The organism is Fulvimarina uroteuthidis, assembly GCF_034321785.1.
GTDB classification, from domain to species: domain Bacteria; phylum Pseudomonadota; class Alphaproteobacteria; order Rhizobiales; family Rhizobiaceae; genus Fulvimarina; species Fulvimarina uroteuthidis.
In genome coordinates this window covers 46,624-65,247 of the sequence record NZ_JAXLPB010000002.1, presented here as the reverse complement: position 1 = coordinate 65,247, position 18,624 = coordinate 46,624, and the positions used below count along the sequence as shown (strand labels likewise).

Annotated in this window: 17 protein-coding genes; 10 read left to right on the top strand and 7 right to left on the bottom strand. The window is 66.1% G+C overall.

All coding sequences use genetic code 11. The features are described 5' to 3' along the window. Nucleotides 1-47 precede the first annotated feature (47 nt). From U0C82_RS05300 to U0C82_RS05280, 5 genes are all read left to right on the top strand, one after another. On the top strand, nt 48-1,145 hold the full coding sequence (locus tag U0C82_RS05300) for a TRAP transporter substrate-binding protein (protein WP_322186047.1): 1,098 nt from the start codon (nt 48-50) through the stop codon (nt 1,143-1,145). Nucleotides 1,146-1,363: 218 nt separating this feature from the next. Continuing rightward, nucleotides 1,364-2,638: a D-amino acid dehydrogenase gene (locus tag U0C82_RS05295; RefSeq protein WP_322186046.1), complete on the top strand. Its 1,275-nt coding sequence runs from the start codon at nt 1,364-1,366 to the stop codon at nt 2,636-2,638. A 116-nt stretch (nt 2,639-2,754) separates the two neighbouring features. Next, the gene (locus U0C82_RS05290) at nt 2,755-3,561 is read left to right on the top strand and encodes an N-acetylmuramidase domain-containing protein (protein WP_322186045.1); all 807 of its coding nucleotides are present in this window, start codon (nt 2,755-2,757) and stop codon (nt 3,559-3,561) included. A gap of 83 nt (nt 3,562-3,644) precedes the next feature. Next, entirely contained in the window at nt 3,645-4,415 is a 771-nt protein-coding gene (otsB, locus tag U0C82_RS05285; protein WP_322186044.1) for a trehalose-phosphatase, read from the top strand. Beyond that, a complete protein-coding gene (locus tag U0C82_RS05280) occupies nt 4,408-5,862 on the top strand; it encodes an alpha,alpha-trehalose-phosphate synthase (UDP-forming) (RefSeq protein ID WP_322186042.1) in 1,455 nt (484 codons plus the stop codon). Before otsB ends, U0C82_RS05280 begins: the two co-directional genes overlap by 8 nt. Nucleotides 5,863-6,032: 170 nt before the next feature. Here the strand turns inward: U0C82_RS05280 and U0C82_RS05275 are convergent, their stop codons facing one another. Both U0C82_RS05275 and U0C82_RS05270 read right to left on the bottom strand, forming a co-directional pair. Beyond that, nucleotides 6,033-6,491 (bottom strand): cyclic nucleotide-binding domain-containing protein, encoded by a 459-nt coding sequence (locus U0C82_RS05275; RefSeq protein ID WP_322186041.1) that lies wholly within the window; start codon nt 6,489-6,491, stop codon nt 6,033-6,035. A gap of 24 nt (nt 6,492-6,515) precedes the next feature. Continuing rightward, a complete protein-coding gene (locus U0C82_RS05270; RefSeq protein ID WP_322186040.1) occupies nt 6,516-7,199 on the bottom strand; it encodes a response regulator transcription factor in 684 nt (227 codons plus the stop codon). A gap of 115 nt (nt 7,200-7,314) precedes the next feature. Between U0C82_RS05270 and U0C82_RS05265 the strand changes: the two genes are divergently transcribed. From U0C82_RS05265 to U0C82_RS05255, 3 genes are all read left to right on the top strand, one after another. Then, nucleotides 7,315-7,830: a L,D-transpeptidase family protein gene (locus tag U0C82_RS05265; protein WP_322186039.1), complete on the top strand. Its 516-nt coding sequence runs from the start codon at nt 7,315-7,317 to the stop codon at nt 7,828-7,830. A gap of 253 nt (nt 7,831-8,083) precedes the next feature. Beyond that, nucleotides 8,084-10,399 carry an FdhF/YdeP family oxidoreductase gene (locus tag U0C82_RS05260; RefSeq protein ID WP_322186038.1) on the top strand — a complete coding sequence of 772 codons (2,316 nt, stop codon included), beginning with the start codon at nt 8,084-8,086 and terminating at the stop codon, nt 10,397-10,399. 231 nt (nt 10,400-10,630) lie between these two features. Further along, a complete protein-coding gene (locus tag U0C82_RS05255) occupies nt 10,631-10,765 on the top strand; it encodes a hypothetical protein (RefSeq protein ID WP_322186037.1) in 135 nt (44 codons plus the stop codon). 208 nt (nt 10,766-10,973) lie between these two features. Here U0C82_RS05255 and U0C82_RS05250 read toward each other — a convergent pair whose 3' ends face one another. After that, entirely contained in the window at nt 10,974-12,563 is a 1,590-nt protein-coding gene (locus U0C82_RS05250) for a solute:sodium symporter family transporter (RefSeq protein WP_322186036.1), read from the bottom strand. Nucleotides 12,564-12,865: 302 nt separating this feature from the next. On the opposite strand from U0C82_RS05250, the gene U0C82_RS05245 reads away from it, so the two are divergent. Together U0C82_RS05245 and trmD are read left to right on the top strand one after the other, a co-directional pair. Next, nucleotides 12,866-13,168, top strand: coding sequence for a putative quinol monooxygenase (locus tag U0C82_RS05245; RefSeq protein ID WP_322186035.1), 303 nt, complete (start codon nt 12,866-12,868; stop codon nt 13,166-13,168). Between the two features lie 10 nt (nt 13,169-13,178). Continuing rightward, complete coding sequence (gene trmD, locus U0C82_RS05240; RefSeq protein WP_322186033.1) at nt 13,179-13,877, top strand: tRNA (guanosine(37)-N1)-methyltransferase TrmD; 699 nt, start codon at nt 13,179-13,181, stop codon at nt 13,875-13,877. 31 nt (nt 13,878-13,908) lie between these two features. Here the strand turns inward: trmD and U0C82_RS05235 are convergent, their stop codons facing one another. The 4 genes from U0C82_RS05235 to dxs all read right to left on the bottom strand — a co-directional run bounded on the left by U0C82_RS05235 (nt 13,909) and on the right by dxs (nt 18,608). Continuing rightward, on the bottom strand, nt 13,909-14,559 hold the full coding sequence (locus U0C82_RS05235) for a DedA family protein (RefSeq protein ID WP_322186031.1): 651 nt from the start codon (nt 14,557-14,559) through the stop codon (nt 13,909-13,911). Next, nucleotides 14,556-15,794 carry a class I SAM-dependent RNA methyltransferase gene (locus U0C82_RS05230; RefSeq protein WP_322186030.1) on the bottom strand — a complete coding sequence of 413 codons (1,239 nt, stop codon included), beginning with the start codon at nt 15,792-15,794 and terminating at the stop codon, nt 14,556-14,558. Before U0C82_RS05230 ends, U0C82_RS05235 begins: the two co-directional genes overlap by 4 nt. Then, nucleotides 15,791-16,591 (bottom strand): TlyA family RNA methyltransferase, encoded by an 801-nt coding sequence (locus U0C82_RS05225; RefSeq protein WP_322186029.1) that lies wholly within the window; start codon nt 16,589-16,591, stop codon nt 15,791-15,793. Before U0C82_RS05225 ends, U0C82_RS05230 begins: the two co-directional genes overlap by 4 nt. Before the next feature lie 97 nt (nt 16,592-16,688). Beyond that, entirely contained in the window at nt 16,689-18,608 is a 1,920-nt protein-coding gene (gene dxs / locus U0C82_RS05220; RefSeq protein WP_322186028.1) for a 1-deoxy-D-xylulose-5-phosphate synthase, read from the bottom strand. Nucleotides 18,609-18,624 lie beyond the last annotated feature (16 nt).

Genomic DNA, 18,624 nt, shown 5'->3' with positions numbered 1-18,624 from the left:
GGCATGAATCCTGAAACAACACCCAAGCCTTCCCGGGAGGATCGAACATGGACAGACGGAAATTCTTGACCGGCGCGACGACCGGCGCCATCGGTGCGGCGGCCCTTGCGGCGCCCGCGATCGCGCAGGAGAAGCCCAAGCTTCAATGGCGCATCACCTCCTCGTTCCCCAAATCGCTCGATACGATCTATGGCGGCGCGGAGACGATCGCGCGCTACGTGAACGAAGGGTCCGACGGCCAGTTCGAGATCCAGGTCTTCGCGGCCGGCGAGATCGTTCCGGGCCTGCAGGCGGCCGATGCGGTGACGCAGGGCACCGTCGAGATGGCGCACACCTGCTCCTACTATTATTGGGGCCAGGACGAGACGTTCGCGCTCGGCACCGCGATTCCCTTCGGGCTCAATGCGCGCCAGACCAATGCCTGGTTCTATCATGGCGACGGCAACCGGCTGATGAACGAATTCTTCGCCACGAAGGGGATCTACGGCCTTCCGGCGGGAAACACCGGCGCGCAGATGGGCGGATGGTACCGCAACGAGATCAACTCGCTCGCCGACCTTCAGGGCCAGAAGGTCCGCATTGCGGGCCTGGCTGGCCGGGTCGTCGAGAAGCTGGGCGTCGTGCCGCAGCAGCTGGCCGGCGGCGATATCTATCCCGCCCTCGAACGGGGCGTCATCGACGGCGCCGAATTTGTCGGCCCCTATGACGACGAGAAGCTCGGTTTCGTGAAGGTCGCGCCGTTCTACTATTATCCGGGCTGGTGGGAAGGCGGGCCGACGGTTCACAACTTCATCAATCTGGAGAAGTGGAACGCGCTGCCGAAGAACTACCAGTCGCTGCTGACGGCCGCCTGCCAGGCCGCCAATTGCGACATGCTGGCGGACTACGACTACAAGAACCCGGCCGCGATCCGGCGTCTGGTGAACGAAGGCGCCAAGCTGCGCTCGTTCAGCCAGGACGTGCTCCAGGCCGCCTACGAGGCCTCGAAGGAGATCTATGCGGACATCTCCGCCTCGAACCCGAAGTTCAAGGAGATCTACGAGAACCAGCAGGCCTTCAAGCGCGACGCTTATCTCTGGGCCCAGCTCTCCGAATACACGTTCGACACCTTCATGATGATCCAGCAGCGCAACGGCGCCATCTGATCGCGGCCGCCGGCGGGTCCCGTCCGGCGCGACCGGGACGTGGTGCGGCTCGGCAGGGCCGGCTGGAACGCTGTCGGCTTTCATTGCAAAGGCCCCGGATGGATGCATCCGGGGCCTGTTTCTTTCGCGTGCCCGTCGCTGCGATTTTGAATTTGCATTCCCGTCCCGCGCTGCACAAGATGGAATGCGTGCCTGTCTGATCCGAATGGAGCTGCGCCATGACCTCGATCGCCATTCTGGGAGCCGGCATCACCGGCATCACCACCGCCTACAAGCTGATCGAGCGCGGTTTCGAGGTCACCATCTTCGAGAAGCTGCAGGGCGCCGCTTTGGAAACCTCCTTCGCCAATGCCGGGCAATTGTCGGCATCGAACGCCGAGGTCTGGAACCACCCCTCGACGTTCCTGAAAGGCATCAGATGGATGTTCACGCGCAACGCGCCGCTGCTCGTCCATCCCTCGCCGAACCCGCACAAGCTGGCATGGCTGATGGAGTTCGCGCTCGCCGCGCGGTCCTACGAGGACAATACGGTGCGAACGACCCGGATGGCGATCGCCGCCCGCCATCATCTTCTCGACATGGCCGAGCGCGAGGGGATCGACTTCGACGTGAAGACCCGCGGGATCATGCATATCTTCGAGGATCGCGCCGAGCTCGACCATGCCACGAAGGTCAACAGGCTGCTCGAACGGGGCGGTCTCACGCGCCGCTACGTGACCCCCGGGGAGATCCACGCGATCGAGCCTTCGGTCAATGGGGATTTCGTCGGCGGCTACTACACCGAGAGCGACTTCACCGGCGATATCCACAGCTTCACGCGCGGCCTTGCCGAGGCCTGCCGGCGCAAGGGCGCCACGATCCGCTACGGGAGCGAGATCACGGACGCCAACGCCGACGGGACGCGCGCCGAACTCACGATCCGCGACCTTGCGGCGAACGGGGCGGAGACGACCGAGCGCTTCGATGCCGTCGTCGTGTGCGCGGGCGTCAAGAGCCGGAAGATCGCCCGGTATTTCGGTGACCGGGTGAACATCTATCCGGTCAAGGGCTATTCGATCACCATCGCCCTGAAGGACGAGGCGAGCCGGGCGGCCGGCCCCCAGGTCTCGATCCTCGACGATCATGCCAAGATCGTCGGCACGCGGCTCGGCGAGCGCCTGCGGATCGCCGGGACGGCCGAGTTCGCGGGCGAGGACCGCACCGTCCGCCAGGCGCGGATCGATCCGCTGCTCGACTGGTGCCGGACGCGCTTTCCCGGCGTCGCCATCGCCGACTACGAGCCCTGGGCGGGTCTTCGCCCGATGATGCCGAACATGCTGCCCAAGGTCGGGGCGGGCAAGGCGCGGACGGTGTTCTACAATACCGGACACGGCCATCTCGGCTGGACGCTCGGTCCGGTGACGGCGGACATGATCGCCGAGACGATCGCGGCCGCGTTCGGCGGGGATGCCGCGAGGGCGCGCGGCGCCTCGCCCGGCTCACGGGCGGCCTGAGCCGAACCTGGACACGCAGCCATCTTCTCCCCTTGCCGTGCCGCCGATTTGTCCGCGGCCCGTTCGACGCGCGCCATCCTCCTTTCGTCGGCAATCGGAAGGGCGGGATGACGCGGATGGCAATCGACAGGCGGACGATCGAGGCGGTGCGCACGGTCGGCGGGGAAACGGGCATGGCGCCCGAGGTGCTGCTCGCCGTCGCGCTGGTGGAAACGCGGGCGGTCCCGCTTGTCAGGATCGGCAGGCGCGAAGAGCCGTTGATCCGGTTCGAAGGGCATTATTTCGACAGGCAGCTTCCCGAACGCCTGCGCCCGCAAGCGCGGGCCGAGGGGCTTTCCCACCCGCGGGCGGGGCGGATCGCCAGTCCGGCCGCCCAGCCTGACCGCTGGGCGCTTTTTCAAAGGGCCGTCCGGATCGACGCGGAGGCCGCCTGCGCATCGGTCTCGTGGGGACTCTGTCAGGTGATGGGCGCGCATGCAGCGGCGCTCGGCTTCCGCACGGCCGAGGCGCTGGCGAGCACCGCGCGGTCCTCGATCTTGGGGCAGGTGACGATCGGCGCGCGGTTCCTCGCGCTCGGACGGCTTGCCGACCGGTTGATGGATGGCGACTTTCCGGGATTTGCGCGGCGCTATAACGGGCCGGGCTATCGGCGCAACCGCTACGACGAGAAGATCGCCGCCGCGCTGGAGCGGGCCCGCTCTGCACTCCATGCGTCGGGGGCGGGCGATATTCTGCAGGTCGGCGCGCGGGGTCCGGCGGTGCTTCATCTCCAGACGGCCCTGCGGAACGCCGGCGCGTCGATCGCCGTCGACGGGATCTTCGGACCCCGCACCAGGACCGCCCTCGAGACCTTTCAACGTGCCGCGGGAATGGCTGCGACCGGCTTCGCCGGTGCCGAGACCCGTTCGCGATTGGGGATCTGACGGAATTTCCCGATCTGCGAGGCGTTCCGACGCGCATCGCGGCGGTTGGCGTTGCGGCAGGCGGCGCTAGATCATGATCCATCATGACCGACACGACCCCACCGCCGCTGATCGACCCGACCGCCCACGCGATCTTCCTCGATTTCGATGGAACATTGTCCGAGCTCGTCGACGATCCCGCCTCCGTCGCGCTGCCGGAAGGCACGCTGGAACCCTTGATGCGGCTGCAAAAGGCCTGCGGCGGCGCGCTGGCCATCGTGAGCGGGAGACGGATCGGCGACCTCGACGGGTTTCTGTCGCCGATGCGCTTTGCCGCCGCCGGAGTCCACGGACTGGAGCGGCGCGCGACGCCGGACGGCGAGACGGAACGCCTGATGACGGAAGCGGAGCTCGATCCCGTTCGAGAGGCGTTCGCAAGCCTTGTGCGGGACCATCCGCGCCTGAGGCTCGAGGACAAGGGCCTCGCCCTCGTTCTCCACTATCGCACGGCGCCCGATCTCGAGGAGGTCGCCCGCCGTGCGGCAAGCGAGGCGGTGGGCGATCGCGGCGATCTCCTCGTCATGCACGGCGACAACATCGTTGAGGTTCATCCGGCCGGGATGGACAAGGGCAAGGCCCTGGCGGACATGATGGAGCGGGCGCCGTTCAAGGGCCGCACCCCGCTTTATGCCGGCGACGACACGACCGACGAATATGCGCTCGACGTGGTCAGGCGGCGGGGCGGCGTGTCGGTGAAGGTCGGCGCGAAGGACAGTGTCGCCGCGTTCCGGCTGACGGACGTCGCCGCCGTTCATCGCTGGATCGCGCAATCCATAAGATACACAGACAAGAATGAGGACCCTATCGATGGCTGAGCCCGAATCCCGCCTCGTCGCCGTTTCCAACCGGGTCGGTCCCTTGAGCGACGAGGGACAGGCCGGTGGTCTCGTCGTCGGTCTTTCGGATGCGCTGAAGCGGCGCGGTGGCCTCTGGTTCGGCTGGAGCGGCGAGACCTCCGACGAGGGCACCCATTCGCAGGAGCGGACCGAAGTCGAGGGCAATGTGGCGATGACTACGATCGACCTGACCGAGGAGGAGCTGAACGGCTTCTACTACGATTATGCCAACCGCTCCTTGTGGCCGTTGCTGCATTACCGGCTCGATCTCGCCGAATTCGATCGCGCCTCCGACCGGATCTACCGCAAGGTGAACCATCGCTTCGCGGTGCGGCTGATGCCGCATCTGAAGGAGAACGATCTCGTCTGGGTGCACGATTATCATTTCTTCTACATGGGATCGGAGCTGCGGCAGGCCGGCTACAACGGCCGGCTCGGCTATTTCCTTCACATTCCCTTCTGTGCGCCGGAAGTGTTCTCCGCCTTGCCGGCGAGCCACGACATCGTCAGGGCGCTTCTGGCCTACGACGTGATCGGCTTCCAGACCGACACCGACCGGCGCAATTTCGTCGGCTTCTGCGTCCGTGAGCTCGGCGGACGCAAACTCGAGGACGGGCGCGTCGAGGTGGGCGACCGGACCGTCATCGCCAAGGCCTTCCCGATCGGCATCGATGCGGAGAGCTATTCCCGTTTCGCCGTCTCGCCGGAGGCCAGTTCGCACGAGGAAATGCTGCTCGACATGAGCCGCGACCGGCGCAACCTCAAGGGCGAGGAAGCCGAACGCAAGCTCATCGTCGGCGTCGATCGCATGGACTATTCCAAGGGTCTGCTCGAGCGCTTCTACGGTTTCGAGCGCCTGCTCGAGGATTATCCGGAAAACCGGGGCTGCGCGATCTTCCTGCAGGTCGCGCCCCTGTCGCGCTCAGAGCTCGACGCCTATGCCGATCTGCGCAGCGAACTGGAGCGCACGGCCGGCCACATCAACGGCCGGTTCGCCACGCTCGACTGGACGCCGCTGCAGATGATGACGCGCGGTTTCACGCGCAAGGCGCTCGCGGGCATCTACCGCGCCGCCCGCGTGTGCCTCGTCACCCCCTTGCGCGACGGCATGAATCTCGTGGCGAAGGAATTCGTCGCGGCGCAGGATCCCGAGGACCCCGGCGTCCTGGTTCTGTCGCGCTTTGCCGGGGCGCATGCCGAGCTGGAATGCGGCTGCATCGTCGTCAATCCGTACAATACCGACGACGTCGCCGGCGCGCTGCAGACAGCGCTGACGATGCCGCTGGAGGAGCGCAAGCGCCGGTGGGAGTTGATGCGCGAAGCGGTGTTCACGGGGACCGCGCAGCACTGGTGTCAATCCTTCCTCGCCACGCTGGAGGCCGTCGGCGAGGCCGGTGCCGGTTCCCCGCCATCGCCGCCCAGCTGACCGGGAGGCCGAACCGCAGGGCCGCGTACCCTTGCCGGGAAGGCGACCCTTGCGGCAGGTCGCTGCCGAAGCGGTTGCGGGCATTCAAGGTCCCGTCGGGCCCGCGCTCCCGGTGGGGCGCAGGACGGGCCCAGGTCAAATGGCTTTGATTCTTATGCGCGACAGCCAGGTCACGGGTCGCGGAAGCGGCTTTCCATCGCCGAGATCTGCCGCGTCATCTGCACGAAACGGTCACGCAGGCGCGCCTCCAGCGTCGCGGCGAAGGCCGGATATTCCTCCAGAAGCCGGCGGAAATGGGTGCGTCCCACCCGCAACAGGTCGGCGGGCGTTTCCGCCCGCGCCGTCGCGGGGCGGCGGGTCTCGGTGATGAGGGCCATTTCGCCGATGAGCGTGCCGGGACCGTAGGCACCGACGATCTTCGGCGGGTTTGCGTCACCCTGCGTCAGCACCACCGTTCCCGAGACCACCACGAATCCGGCATCGGCGAGCGCGGCTTCCCGAAACACCGTGTCGCCGGCCGGAAACCGTCGATGCTCGGCGCCGAACGCCAGAAGGCGCAGGGCGTCCTCGTCGAGGCTGTCGAACAGCTTGACGCTTCTCAGAACCGCGATGTCGCTTTGAAGGCTCAAGCCGCGATCCTCTTTGCGAAGGCGTCAGGGTACCAGCTTGTAGCCACCGGATTCGGTCACGAGCAAGCGTGCGTTGGAGGGATCGGGCTCGATCTTCTGGCGCAGGCGATAGACATGCGTCTCAAGCGTGTGCGTCGTCACCCCGGAATTGTAGCCCCAGACCTCTTCGAGCAGCACGTCGCGGGTGATCACGTTCCTGTCCGCGCGGTAAAGGAAGCGGATGATCGCCGTTTCCTTTTCCGTCAGGCGAATCTTCGTGCCCTTGTCGTCCACGAGCAGCTTCTGGCTGGGCTTGAAGATGTAAGGCCCGACCTGGAACGTGGCGTCCTCGCTCTGCTCGTGCTGTCGAAGCTGGGCGCGTATGCGGGCGAGCAGCACCGCGAAGCGGAACGGCTTCGTGACATAGTCGTTCGCCCCGGCCTCGAGACCGAGAATCGTGTCTGCATCGGCGTCCTGACCGGTGAGGATGACGATCGGCGACTTGAAGCCGCCCTTGCGCAGAAGCTTGACGGCCTCGCGGCCGTCCATGTCGGGCAATCCGATGTCGATCACCAGCAGGTCGATCACACCGGTGCGTGCGGCCGCGATCCCCTTGGCCGCGGACGCCTCTTGGGAAACGCTGAATTCTTCGTGCAGGGCCAGCTGTTCCGCAAGCGTCTGCCGGAGGTCGTCGTCGTCATCGACGATCAGAATGGTACGCTGATTCATACGTCTTTCATCATGGTTGTCACTGGGCCGTTCATACCGGGACCGTCAATCATTGTGATCACATAGATAAATTGATCTTCTTGACAAATGATTCTTCGCCTTTCTAGCAGATGCGATGTCGTTTCTCGTCCGCCGGTCCCCGCTCTCGCCCCTTCGCGGCATTCTCGCCGCAGGTCCCTACCGTATCCCCTGTGCGCTCGGCCGGTCCTCGACGACCGTCTTCAAGGCCGAGGGCGACGGGGCGACCCCGGTCGCGCGCATGGCCCTGTTAAGTACGTCGCATCGCCTCTGGCGGATGCAGCGGCCGGACAGCACGCTGCCCGGCAGGATCACGCGGCCCCAGGACGGCTGGTGCGACGCGCCCCGCCACGCCGCCTACAACCGTGCCGTGACCTTGCCGTTCGGTGCGAGTGCCGAGAGCATGGCGCGTGCGGACAGGCTCTATGATTTCGTCGTGGTCCTCGACTGGAACGTCCGGTCGAGGCGGCGCCATCGCGGCAGTGCGATCTTCTTCCATATCGCAAGGCCCGGCTATCCGCCGACCGAAGGGTGCGTCGCCATCGCGCCGCGCGACATGCTGAAGATCGCACCGCTGCTGAAACCCGGCGCGGTGCTGACGGTCGTGCGTTGAACGAACGGCGCACGGCCGGCCGGGGACGACGATCCGGGTCCGGTTCGATCTCGCCGTCCCGTGACGGGCGCGGGCGCGCAGAGCGACCGATTGGCGCCGATGCCTTGCCATTCCGTTCCGGCGCGCGATTCTCTTGAGGGAACAAGTTGCCCGCTGCCGCGTCGATCATGGCGAGGGACTTGGATATCGAACGATTTCGCGCTTGCGCTCCTGTTGCCGGGATCCTGCGGCGCATGATGGGAAGGTTTCAGCCATGAAACGCAGCGAGAACACCGACACGCCGACCTTCGAGCCCTACGACCAGCCGACCGGGGGGTGGGGGTCGGTGAAATCCCTCGTGGAGAAATCGGCGCAGGAAGGCCTCCTGGCCTCCAGCGTCTGGGGGACGCTGGCGCGCCAGAACAAGCCGGGCGGTTATCAGTGCGTGTCCTGCTCCTGGGGCAAGCCCGCCGAGCCGCGCGCCTTCGAATATTGCGAGAACGGCGCCAAGGCGACGCTGTGGGAAATCACCCCGAAGCGCTGCGATCGCGAATTCTTCGCCAGACACCGCGTTTCCGAGCTTCTCGAATGGACCGACCACGACCTTGAAAAGCAGGGCCGGCTGACCACGCCGATGAAGTACGACGCGACGCTCGACCAGTACGTTCCGATCCGCTGGGAAACGGCGTTCCGGGAGATCGCCGCCGAACTGAACGACATGGATCCCGAATCCGTCGTGTTCTACGTCTCGGGCCGCGCCGCGCTCGAAACCTCGCATATGTGGCAGCTCTTCGCGCGCATCTACGGTTCGAACAACCTGCCCGATTCCTCGAACATGTGCCACGAATCCACCTCCGTCGGTCTGCCGGAATCGATCGGCTCGCCCGTCGGCACGGTGACGCTCGCCGATTTCGACGCCTGCGACATGATGTTCTTCTTCGGGCACAACACCGGCACCAACGCGCCGAGGCTGCTTCATTGGGTGCAGGAGGCCCGCAAGCGCGGCGCGCCGGTGATCACCTTCAATCCCCTCAAGGAGCGTGGGCTGATGCGCTTCAAGAGCCCGCAGCATCCGCTCGAAATGCTGTCTCCCGGCGAGGGGACGAAGATGTCGAGCGACTATTACCAGCTCAAATGCGGTGGCGACGTCGCGGCGATGACCGGCATCGCCAAGGCGGTCTTCGCTCTCGACGACGCGGCGCGCGAAGCCGGCAAGCCACGCGTTCTCGATCTCGACTTCATCGACACGCACTGCCATGGCTTCGAAGAGTTCGAGCGTTTCGTGCGCGGCTCGGACTGGGACGAGATCGAGCGCTGTTCGGGTCTTGCCCGCGGCGATCTCGAACATACCGGCCGGGTCTATTCCAAGGCCGAGCGGGTGATCGCCAATTACGGCATGGGCCTGACGCAGCACCGCCACGGCATCGAGAACGTCCAGATGCTCTGCAATCTTCTCCTCATGCGCGGCATGATGGGCAAGGAGGGGGCCGGCATCTCGCCGATCCGCGGCCATTCCAACGTGCAGGGCCAGCGCACGGTGGGCATCACGGAAAAGCTCGACCTCATCCCGCACGAGAAGTTCGAGCAATTCTACGATTTCACCGTTCCCAAGGAAAAGGGTCTCGACACGGTCGAGGCCTGCGAAGGCATCATCGACGGATCGGTGAAGGGCTTCGTCTGCCTTGGCGGCAACTTCACGCGCGCCGTGCCCGAAACCGGTCTCGTCGAGGAAGCGTGGCGCAAGATGCGCCTCAACGTCCAGATTTCCACCAAGCTCAACCGCAACCATCTTCTGGCGGCGCAGAACACCTATATCCTGCCCTGCATGGGCCGGCTGGAGCGCGACACCCAGAACGGCGTCGACCAGTTCGTCTCGATCGAAGACTCCACCGCCTGCATCCACGCCTCCCTCGGCACGATCGAACCGGCGTCGAAGGAGATCCTGTCCGAGCCGCGGATCGTCGTGGAGCTTGCCAAGGCGACCGTCGCGGACAAGTCGAGCGTGCCCTGGGACGAATGGCTCGCCGACTATTCGAAGATCCGCGACGCGATCGAGCGCGCCTATCCGGACGATTTCGCCGGCTATAACGAACGGTTCCGCACGCCCGGCGGCTTCCACCGCGACATCGGCGCCAGCAAGCGCGAATGGCGTACGCAGAACGGCAAGGCGAACTTCCTGACGCCGGAAAGCTTCGACGTCGATCCCGATATCGATACGACGTCGCAGGACGTCCTGAAGCTGATGACCGTCCGCTCGAACGACCAGTTCAACACCACCGTCTACGGTTATGACGACCGCCTGCGCGGCGTCGACGGTACGCGCATGGTGATCTTGATGAACGAGGCGGACATGAAACGGCTCGGCCTCACCAACGAAAGCCGTGTCGATATCGAGACCCATGCCGACGACGGCGTAACGCGGCGGGTCGAGGATTACCGCGTCCATGCCTGGGACGTACCGGCGGGCAATTGCGCGGGCTATTATCCCGAACTCAACGCCCTCGTGCCGCTCTGGCACCATTCGCGCCGGGCCCATGTCCCGGCGGCGAAATCCGTGCCGATCCGGCTGATCAAGCGAAGCGCCGCGTAAGGCGCCCGGATCCCCTGTCGAAGACGAAAGAGAGCGCCCCTCGTGTCCGCCGAACCGGACGCGAGGGGTTTTCCATGCATTGGGTTCATGAAGGAAACATGACCGGCGGGGCCCATAAGCGTCACGCTGACTGCATGGAAGCCTTCCGATTGTGCGACTTCTCACCTGCCGCCGAAATGGGCATATTCACCCCGAGACAAGAGAGACATCCAGGCAAGCGGGGCATAAGCCATGAGCCAGAACACACCCAATTCCATCGGCACGCGCTTTCGTTCGTTCCTTTCCGAGCTCGTTCGCCAATCCGGCAACCGGACGGAGCGGCTCGAGCACACCCTTCGTCAGACCCGCGAGCGCCACGGCAAGTAACGGCCTGTCCTTGCGCGCCGACGCGACGTTCACCCGGACGGGCGGGCGATGACGGGGCCGCGCGCGAGAACGCACGTGCCGTGAGGCTGTTCGCCCGGCGCTCCGGTGCGTCCGTCACCGCTTCCATCCGACCGACGATATAAGGCGAAAACCCCGGAGAGCGCCTCGCTCTTCGGGGTTCTCGCGTTTTCCCGCCACAGGCCGCCCGTCAGGTGAAGATCACGTAGGTCGAGGCGACGATGGCGATGACGGCGATGCTCACCGGCCAGGCATAGGACCAGGATTCCATCGCCACCGCGCCGCTCTTGAAGGCGACGTAATCGGTGTCGCTTGGATAGAGCCTGCCGATCACCAGCATGATCGTGACGTTGAGAACGAACAGGATCGCCATCACGTGCAGGAAGTGCGGATAATTGTCCGCGCCGACGATGAACTTCAGGCCGAACTGGCTCGCCATGTAGAGGATGACGCCCGAGGCGAGCGCCACCTTCGCGGCGACCGGCGGCACGCGCTTGGTGAAGACGCCGACGAGGATGATGGTGAGGATCGGGATCGAGTAGCACCCGTTCACCTCCTGCAGATAGCCGAACAGGCCTTGCGGTGCGTTCGCGATGAACGGCGCGATGGTCATCGCGGCGATCGCGAGGAAGATGCCGAAGGTCTTGCCTGCCCTCACCACCTGCCGGTCGGTCGCGTCCTTCTTGATATATTGCCGGTAGATGTCGATGCCGAAGAGCGTGACCGAGGAGTTCAGCGCCGAGTTGAAGGACGACAGGATCGCGCCGAAAAGGACGGCGGCGAAGAAGCCGACGAGATAGAACGGCAGGACTTCCGTCACGAGGCGTGGATAGGCCTGGTCGGGCGTTTCGAGATCGGGAAACAGGTGGAACGCGATGATCCCCGGCAGCACGACGATGATGGGACCGAGGATCTTGAAGCAGGCGGCGTAGAGAAGGCCCTTCTGGCCTTCCCTCAGGTTCTTGGCGCCCAGGGCCCGTTGGATGATGGCCTGATTGGTGCCCCAGTAGAACAGCTGCACCAGCATCATGCCGGTGAAGATGGTGGCGAAGGGTATGGAGGATTCCGGCCCCCCGATCGCGTCGAACTTATCCGGATGCTCGTTCCACAGGGTCGAGAGACCGGCCATGATCGAGCCGTCGCCGACGACGAGGAGGCCGAAGATCGGAACGAGAAGCCCGCCGAGGAACAGGCCGACGGCATTGATCGTGTCGGAGACGGCGACCGCCTTCAGCCCGCCGAAGATCGCGTAGATCGAACCGACGATGCCGATCGCCCAGACCGTGATCCAGAGCGCGGCGGTCTCGCCCACGCCCAAAAGTTGCGGCACGTCGAACATGGTGGAAAGCGCGAGCGCGCCCGAATAGAGCACGATCGGCAGGAGCACGACCACGTAGCCCGACAGGAACAGGGCCGAAACGATGGTCTTCGTCATCTCGTCGTAGCGCGAGGCGAGGAAGGAGGGAATCGTCGCGATGCCGCCGTAGAGATAGCGCGGCAGGAGGACGAGCGCCGTGACGACGATCGCGATGGCCGCCAGCGTCTCCCACGCCATCACGAGGATTCCGTCCGTGAAGGCCTGCCCGTTGAGGCCGACGATCTGTTCCGTGGACAGGTTGGTGAGGAGAAGCGAACCGCAGATGACGGGTGCCGTCAGGCTTCGTCCGCCGAGAAAGTAACCGTCCGAATCGCCCTCGTCCGTACCACGCGTCCAGTAATAGGACAGGAGTCCGACGAGGGCCGTGAAGCCGATGAAAACCAGTATGTTCAGGCCGCCCATCGTTTTCTCCCGAAACAGCGTGTCCGACGACAGGCCCCGGATGCACGCCGAATCGGCGTCGCGGCCAGCTTCATCTTGTTTTACGGGCAGTAGATAGCCAACACCCGAAAAAAGCCATGGCCGCAACGCCAAATGGACATGGGACGCCGGCACTTGCGAAAGGACCGGTGGTCGGGTGACCGCGTCCGGTACGCGGGTTCGGGACAGGCTGGCGTTCCCGGCACCGCCTCGGGATTGACGCCGGCGCGCCGGCACTTCATTCCCCTGACCGAGACACCATCACCGCAGAGGGCAGGGCACGCATGATCATCATCGCAGGCATTCTGAGGATCGCGCCGGCGGATCTGCCGAAGGTTCGCGCCGCCGCCGAAACCGTTTTGCGCAGGACCCGCGAGGAGGACGGCTGCATCGTCTATTCCTTCGCCGAGGATCTTCTCGAGCCCGGCCTGATCCGCATCTACGAGGAGTGGGAAAGCCGCGAGAATCTGGCCGCCCATGGCAAGAGCGCGCATGTCGACGCATGGCACCGGGCCCTTGAGACCGTCACGGTGCTGGAGCGCGATCTCGACATCATCGAAGCCGGCGCCCGCGAAGCGCTGGACTGAGCGGCGAGCGATGGCCTTCCGCGCGACGATCCTGACACTCTATCCCGAAATGTTTCCCGGGCCGCTCGGCGTTTCGCTGGCCGGCAAGGCGCTGGAGCGGGGGGACTGGGCGCTCGAGACGCTGCAGATCCGCGATTTCGGCCGCGGCCGGCATCGCGCGGTCGACGACACGCCGGCCGGCGGCGGCGCGGGCATGGTCATGCGCGCCGACGTCGTCGCCGATGCGATCGATGCCGCGAGCACCGCGGGCGACACCCGGCCGCGCCTGATGATGAGCCCGCGCGGCCGGCCGCTCACCCAGGCATTCGTGCGCGACCTGGCGGCGGGCGAGGGCGCGGTGATCCTCTGTGGCCGCTTCGAAGGCGTCGACGAGCGGGTGATCGAGGCGCGGGGCCTCACCGAGGTGTCCGTCGGCGACTACGTCCTTTCGGGCGGCGAAATGGCCGCGCTGGTCATGCTGGATGCCGTGGTCCGGCTTCTGCCCGGCGTGATGGGCAACCAGCTTTCCGGCACCCATGAAAGCTTCGAGGGCGGCCTTCTCGAGCATCCCCACTATACGCGGCCCGCCGAATGGGAGGGGCGGACGATCCCCGAGGTCCTCACCTCCGGCGACCACGGCGCGGTGGAACGGTGGCGGACGGCCGAAGCGCGTCGGATCACGCGGGAGCGCCGGCCCGATCTCGTCGGGGCCCCACGCCACGAGCCGTGACGACCGGGATCCGGCGATCGGGGTTTGGTGATCAGGGCCGGGCGATCTTGCCGGGCTCGTCTTCGGTCTCCGTCGCCGTTCCGGTCTCCGTCGCCGCGCCCGGCTTTTCATCGAACAGCACCTTGTAGGTGCCGAACATTCCGATGGCGCAGACGCTGCCGGATATCAGGAGGATGAGCCAGGTCGACTGCTCTTCCAGGAAGAGTTCGAGCGCCTTGCCGAAATAGAAGGCCGTCAGGCCGTAGGCCGCGGTCCAGAGCGCGGCCGAAATCGAATTGTACAGAAGAAATTGCGGCCAGGGCATCCGCATCATGCCGGCGACGAACCCGTTCAGCTGGCGCAGGATGAAGACGAAGCGGGCGATGAGCACGATGACGAAGCCGTAGGACCGAAACTTCGTCTCGACCAGCTTCAGCTTGTCCTGGCCGAACCCGACCTTGCCGCCCCACCGCACGATCGCCCTGCGGCCGTAGCGCCGCCCGACGGCGTAGCCGATATTGTCGCCGAGGATCGAGCCGACGAAGGCCGCGCCGAGGACGAGCACGATGTCGAGATCGCCCCGGCTGGCCAGCATGCCCGCCGCGATGACGAGGCTTTCGCCCGGCACCGGCAGGGCGACCGATTCCAGGAGCACGACGAGGAGGATGAAACCGTAGCCGTACTGTGTGAGAAACCCGATCAACGCTGGCGCTCGAGGAGAGCGACCGCCTCCACATGGTGGGACCAGAGGAACTGGTCGATGGGGGTGACCGACAGAAGCGTATAGCCGCCGTCGATCAGCGTTCTGAGGTCGCGGGCAAGGGTCTGCGGATTGCAGGAGACCGCGGCCACCCGCTTGACCACCGATTTGGCCAGCGCCTCGCAGACGGCTTCGGCGCCGGCCCGTGGCGGGTCGAAGACGACGCCGTCATAGGCTTTCAGTTCCTTGAACGTCAGCGGCCGGCGATAGAGATCGCGCCGTTCCATGGTCAGCGGCTTCAGCCCCTGAGCAAGGCGGGACGCGCCGTCGAGGGCGGCCAGCGCATCGGCTTCCGATTCCACGGCGTGCACCCTGGCCTTGCGGGCAAGCCGCAAGGCGAACGCGCCGGAGCCGGCGAACAGGTCCGCGACGCGCTTCGATTTGGCCAGATGCGCCATCACGAGGTCCGCCATCGCATCCTCGGCGGCCGTCACTGCCTGCAGGAAACCGCCCGAGGGCGGCTCGACCGCGATGTCGCCGAAGAACACGTGGGGCTTTCGCGCCTGGACGAGGATTTCCCCTTGCGAGGACAGTCGCGCATAGCCGGCGGACAGCGCATGCTGGACCGCCTGGCGCTGGCGCTCCTCGTTCAGCTTAGCCGCGTCATGGGCCGCGATGTCGAGGCCGGCCGCGGTCTGGGTGACCGTGAGCTTCAACGGCTTCTTGCGATCGATCAGGAGAAGGGCGAGCTTTTCCAAAGATGGCAGCGCCTCGACGATGCCGGGCATGGCAACCGGGCAGGGGCCGATCGGCACGATCCGGTCGGAATGGGCCTCGTGGAAGCCGATCAGGACCTTGGGATCGGCGCGCACCGCCGTCAGCGTCACGCGCCGGCGCGTGCCGGGCGCGCATGGCACGAGCGGCGCGACCTCGGTCTCGATGCCGTGCCGCGACAGGGCCTCGACGACGATGGCGCGCTTGAACTCGGCGTAGAAGGCGGGCGAGGCGTGCTGCAGTTCGCAGCCGCCGCAGGCGCCGAAATGCGGGCAGGGCGGCGTGACGCGCTCCGGGGAAGCTTTCAGGATCTCGAGTGGCGTTCCCCGCTTCTCGCCGTCGAACAGATCGGCGCGGACGCTCTCGCCGGGAAGCGTGAAGGGCACGAAGAGGGGGGCTCTCCCGGTCTCGACGATGCCGTCGCCCTGCGCGCCGAGACGGTCGATCGTGACGTCGCGGGTCATGCGGCGGCCCCGGTCTTGGTCGCGGCAAGGACGAATTCACGGTTGCCGTCGCCGCCCGAAATCGGCGAGGCGATGAGGCCGTCGACGCGCCAGCCCGGCTGTTCGCCGAGCCAGTCCGCGACGTCGCGCGCGACGGCCTCGGCGGTGGCGGGGTCCTTCAGCAGGCCGCCCTTGCCGATCGCCTGCTTGCCCGCCTCGAACTGCGGCTTGACGAGGGCGACAAGGCGCGCGCCCGGCGCGGCCAGTGCGAGGGCCGGCGGCAGTGCGAGCTTCAGCGAGATGAAGCTGACATCGGCGACGACGAGGTCCGGCGCTTCGCCGTCCAGATCGTCCGCCGTAAGGTCGCGGGCGTTGAGGCCCTCGATATTGGTCAGCCGTTCTTCGTCGTGCAGCGAGGGATGGAGCTGCTCGTGCCCGACATCGATCGCGATGACATGGCCCGCGCCCCGCTCCAGGAGAACCTGGCTGAACCCCCCGGTCGAGGCGCCGATATCGAGGCAGACGCGGCCCTTCACGGCGACGCCGAACTGGTCGAGGCCGGCGATCAGCTTCAGCGCCGCGCGCGAGACATAGTCGCTCGCCGGATCGTCGACGGTGATCGTCGCGCGCGCGGCGACCGGCTGGGAAGCCTTCCTGGCGGCCTTGCCGTCGACGGTCACGCTGCCGCGCCTGACGGCGTCGAGTGCGCGCGAACGGGACGGCATCAGCCCGCGCTCGACCAGAGCCTGATCGAGGCGTTGGGATTCGGCAGCATGATCGTCGTCATCTGCGGTGGTCGGCGAATCGATATCGGTCATTGGCGCGAATGTGAGCCGCCGGGACGCGCCGCGCAAGGAGACCCCGTCCGATTGTGCGGGAAGGCCGCCGAAACCCCCCGTGTTCAGGGGGCTTCGTTCAGGCGCGCCTGGCGGCTTCGCTCTCCTCGCGGCCGAGCGCCCGGAACACCGTCGATACGATGCCCGCCTTGTCGAGCCCGGCATAGGCGTTCATCTTCGCCGGGTCGGCATGATCGGCGAACGTGTCGGGCATGACGATGGGGCGGATCTTCAGGCCGTTGTCGAGAAGGCCGACGCTTGCCAGATGCTGCAGGACCTGGGACGCGAAACCGCCGCTCGAGCCTTCCTCGACCGTGACCAGGACCTCGTGGTTCCTGGCGATCCGTTCGATCAGGTCGGTGTCGAGGGGCTTGGCGAAGCGGGCGTCGGCCACGCTCGTCGAGAGGCCGTAGCCGTCGAGTTCCTCCGCTGCATTCATGGCGTCGGCCAGCCGCGTGCCGAAGGAAAGGATCGCGACCTTGGTGCCTTCCTTGACCAGGCGGCCCTTGCCGATCTCCAGGATCGAGCCGCGGTCGGGCATCTCGACACCCGTCCCGTTGCCGCGCGGATAGCGGAACGAGATCGGTCCCTCGTCGTAGGCGGCCGCCGTGCGCACCATGTGGCGCAACTCCGCCTCGTCGGCCGCGGCCATGACCACGAAGCCAGGGAGGGGGCACAGATAGGACGTGTCGAACGAACCGGCATGGGTCGCGCCGTCGGCGCCCACATAGCCCGCGCGATCGATGGCGAAGCGGACCGGCAGGTGCTGGATCGCCACGTCGTGGACGACCTGATCGTAGGCGCGCTGCAGGAAGGTCGAGTAGATCGCGGCGAACGGCTTGTAGCCTTCGGTCGCAAGGCCCGCGCAAAAGGTGACCCCGTGCTGCTCGGCGATGCCGACGTCGAACGAGCGGGAGGGATAGACCTCGGCGAACTTGTCGAGGCCGGTTCCGGCCGGCATGGCCGCATGGACGGCGACGATCTTGTCGTCGTGCCGCGCTTCCTCGATGAGGCTGGAGGCGAAGACCGAGGTGTAGGCCGGGGCGTTGCCCTTCGATTTCGACTGGGCGCCCGTGATGACGTCGAACTTGGAGACGCCGTGATATTTGTCGGCGGAGCTTTCGGCGGGCTCGTAGCCCTTGCCCTTCTTGGTCACGACATGGACGAGGATCGGCCCGGTCTCGGCGTCGCGCACGTTCTTCAGGACCGGAATGAGCGCGTCGAGATCATGCCCGTCGATCGGGCCGATATAGTAGAAGCCGAGTTCCTCGAACAGCGTGCCGCCGGTAAAGAAGCCGCGCGTATATTCCTCGGTCTTGCGGGCCCCTTCGCGGAAGAAGTCGGGCAGTTTCTGGGACAGGTCGCGGGCGCGGTTGCGCAGGGTCCGGTAGGTCTTGCCGGACACGAGGCGCGCCAGATAGTGGCTCATCGCGCCCGTCGGCGGGGCGATCGACATGTCGTTGTCGTTGAGGATGACGATCAGGCGCGCATCGAGCGCGCCGGCATTGTTCATCGCCTCGTAGGCCATGCCGGCGCTCATCGCGCCATCCCCGATCACCGAGACGACATTGTTCGTGCGCCCGGACAGCTCGCTTGCGACCGCCATGCCGAGGCCGGCCGAGATCGAGGTGGAGGAGTGGCCCGCGCCGAAGGGATCGTATTCGCTCTCGGTTCGCTTGGCAAAGCCCGAAAGCCCGCCTTCCTGGCGCACGGTCCGCATGCGTTCGCGCCGGCCGGTCAGGATCTTGTGGGGATAGGCCTGGTGGCTGACGTCCCAGATCAGCCGGTCGTCCGGGGTGTTGAAGACGTAATGGAGCGCGACGGTGAGCTCGACGACGCCGAGACCCGCGCCCAGATGCCCGCCGGTCTGCGAGACGGCGTCGATGAGATCGGCGCGCAGTTCGTCGGCGATCTGCCGCAGATCCGCCACCTTGAACCGTCGCAGATCCGCAGGCTTGTCGATCTGGTCGAGCAACGGCGTATTCAAGGTTTGGGACACTGCGCGAAAACCCCCG

What these genes read in the sequence shown, in the direction of transcription:
- U0C82_RS05300 (WP_322186047.1), top strand. Translation starts at nt 48, where the DNA reads ATGGACAGACGGAAATTCTTGACCGGCGCGACGACCGGCGCCATCGGT.
- U0C82_RS05295 (WP_322186046.1), top strand. Translation starts at nt 1,364, where the DNA reads ATGACCTCGATCGCCATTCTGGGAGCCGGCATCACCGGCATCACCACC.
- U0C82_RS05290 (WP_322186045.1), top strand. Translation starts at nt 2,755, where the DNA reads ATGGCAATCGACAGGCGGACGATCGAGGCGGTGCGCACGGTCGGCGGG.
- otsB (WP_322186044.1), top strand. Translation starts at nt 3,645, where the DNA reads ATGACCGACACGACCCCACCGCCGCTGATCGACCCGACCGCCCACGCG.
- U0C82_RS05280 (WP_322186042.1), top strand. Translation starts at nt 4,408, where the DNA reads ATGGCTGAGCCCGAATCCCGCCTCGTCGCCGTTTCCAACCGGGTCGGT.
- U0C82_RS05270 (WP_322186040.1), bottom strand. Translation starts at nt 7,199, where the DNA reads ATGAATCAGCGTACCATTCTGATCGTCGATGACGACGACGACCTCCGG.
- U0C82_RS05265 (WP_322186039.1), top strand. Translation starts at nt 7,315, where the DNA reads ATGTCGTTTCTCGTCCGCCGGTCCCCGCTCTCGCCCCTTCGCGGCATT.
- U0C82_RS05260 (WP_322186038.1), top strand. Translation starts at nt 8,084, where the DNA reads ATGAAACGCAGCGAGAACACCGACACGCCGACCTTCGAGCCCTACGAC.
- U0C82_RS05255 (WP_322186037.1), top strand. Translation starts at nt 10,631, where the DNA reads ATGAGCCAGAACACACCCAATTCCATCGGCACGCGCTTTCGTTCGTTC.
- U0C82_RS05250 (WP_322186036.1), bottom strand. Translation starts at nt 12,563, where the DNA reads ATGGGCGGCCTGAACATACTGGTTTTCATCGGCTTCACGGCCCTCGTC.
- U0C82_RS05245 (WP_322186035.1), top strand. Translation starts at nt 12,866, where the DNA reads ATGATCATCATCGCAGGCATTCTGAGGATCGCGCCGGCGGATCTGCCG.
- trmD (WP_322186033.1), top strand. Translation starts at nt 13,179, where the DNA reads ATGGCCTTCCGCGCGACGATCCTGACACTCTATCCCGAAATGTTTCCC.
- U0C82_RS05230 (WP_322186030.1), bottom strand. Translation starts at nt 15,794, where the DNA reads ATGACCCGCGACGTCACGATCGACCGTCTCGGCGCGCAGGGCGACGGC.
- U0C82_RS05225 (WP_322186029.1), bottom strand. Translation starts at nt 16,591, where the DNA reads ATGACCGATATCGATTCGCCGACCACCGCAGATGACGACGATCATGCT.